General features: G+C 53.2%; 1 protein-coding gene and 1 pseudogene. One reads left to right on the top strand and one right to left on the bottom strand.

Annotation, left to right across the window (positions count from 1 at the left end):
• Positions 1 to 99 precede the first annotated feature (99 nt).
• The gene (locus ATB02_RS25550) at positions 100 to 1,725 is read left to right on the top strand and encodes an isovaleryl-CoA dehydrogenase (protein WP_105272407.1); all 1,626 of its coding nucleotides are present in this window, start codon (positions 100 to 102) and stop codon (positions 1,723 to 1,725) included.
• Between the two features lie 149 nt (positions 1,726 to 1,874).
• Here ATB02_RS25550 and ATB02_RS25545 read toward each other — a convergent pair.
• Positions 1,875 to 1,939 (bottom strand): annotated as a pseudogene (locus ATB02_RS25545) (DUF1471 family protease activator YjfN); the annotation flags it as partial.

Raw genomic sequence — 1,939 nt, 5'->3', positions numbered from 1 at the left:
TTATATTGCTGGCTAAGAATGTTTTAGCAATCTCTTTCTGTCAGGAATCCGTGGCAGTGACCATACTAATGGTGACTGCCATTGATGGAGGGAGACACAGTGCACTGGCAAACTCACACCGTTTTTAATCAACCTATACCATTAAATAACAGCAACTTATACCTGTCTGATGGCGCGCTCTGCGAAGCGGTAACGCGTGAAGGTGCTGGCTGGGATAGCGATTTTCTCGCCAGTATTGGTCAGCAGTTAGGAACGGCTGAATCCCTTGAACTGGGGCGACTGGCGAATGTGAATCCGCCCGAATTATTGCGCTACGATGCGCAAGGACGCCGTCTGGACGATGTGCGTTTTCACCCCGCCTGGCACCTGCTGATGCAGGCGTTATGTACCAATCGGGTACACAATCTGGCCTGGGAAGAAGACGCTCGCTCCGGCGCATTTGTGGCGCGAGCGGCGCGTTTTATGTTGCACGCACAGGTTGAGGCTGGGTCGTTATGCCCGATAACGATGACCTTTGCCGCCACGCCATTGTTATTACAGATGTTACCCGCACCGTTTCAGGACTGGACCACGCCGCTGTTGAGCGATCGCTACGATTCCCACTTATTGCCAGGTGGGCAAAAACGCGGTTTGTTGATTGGCATGGGCATGACGGAAAAGCAGGGCGGTTCCGATGTGATGAGCAACACTACCCGCGCAGAGCGTCTGGACGATGGCTCTTATCGGCTGGTGGGGCATAAATGGTTTTTCTCGGTGCCGCAAAGCGATGCGCATCTGGTACTGGCGCAGTCCACTGGCGGTTTGTCCTGCTTTTTTGTGCCGCGCTTTTTGCCTGACGGGCAACGCAACGCGATTCGCCTCGAGCGGCTGAAAGATAAGCTGGGTAATCGCTCTAACGCCAGCTGCGAGGTGGAGTTTCAGGATGCCATAGGCTGGTTATTGGGGCAGGAAGGAGAAGGAATTCACCTGATCCTGAAAATGGGCGGGATGACACGTTTTGATTGTGCTCTGGGCAGCCATGCCATGATGCGCCGTGCATTCTCACTGGCGATTTATCATGCACATCAACGCCATGTTTTTGGTAATCCATTGATCCAACAGCCTCTGATGCGTCATGTCTTAAGCCGCATGGCTCTCCAGCTTGAAGGGCAAACGGCGTTGCTGTTTCGTCTTGCGCGAGCGTGGGACCGGCGTGCCGATGCCAAAGAAGCCCTGTGGGCGCGTTTATTTACGCCTGCGGCGAAATTTGTTATCTGCAAACGTGGTATGCCGTTTGTGGCCGAAGCGATGGAGGTGCTGGGCGGTATTGGTTATTGCGAGGAGAGCGAGCTGCCGAGGCTTTACAGGGAAATGCCGGTGAACAGCATCTGGGAAGGTTCTGGCAATATTATGTGCCTGGATGTATTGCGCGTTCTTAATAAGCAGGCGGGTGTATACGACTTACTGTCGGAAGCGTTTATGGAAGTGAAAGGGCAGGATCGCTATTTTGATCGCGCGGTTCGTCGTTTGCAGCAGCAACTGCGTAAGCCAGCTGAAGAAATGGGGCGAGAGATTACTCGTCAGCTATTCCTGCTGGGTTGCGGCGCGCAAATGTTGAAATATGCCTCTCCGCCAATGGCGCAGGCGTGGTGTCAGATGATGTTTGATACGCGCGGCGGCGTGCGGTTGTCAGAGCAGAGCCAGAATGATTTATTGCTGCGGGCGACGGGGGGAGTATGTTTATAAACGAGTCAGCCAGATGTGATGCTAGCGCGTCTTATAATGGCAACAGCAGCATTACGTGTTATCAACTAACACAATGAAATTTCAGGAACTGTTGGCCGGATAAGGCACAGGTGCCGCATCCGGCATTGTTCATTTGCTGTAGATGACACTCACGCATACAGGATCGCCTGTACGCGCCAGTTATCAGGCTGCTGGTCTTCGTACATGGTAATAA

Origin of the sequence: Escherichia sp. MOD1-EC5189 (assembly GCF_002966045.1) — a bacterium.
GTDB lineage: Bacteria > Pseudomonadota > Gammaproteobacteria > Enterobacterales > Enterobacteriaceae > Escherichia > Escherichia coli_F.
The sequence above is the reverse complement of the archived record's forward strand: the minus strand, read 5'-3'. Positions and strand labels throughout refer to the sequence as shown.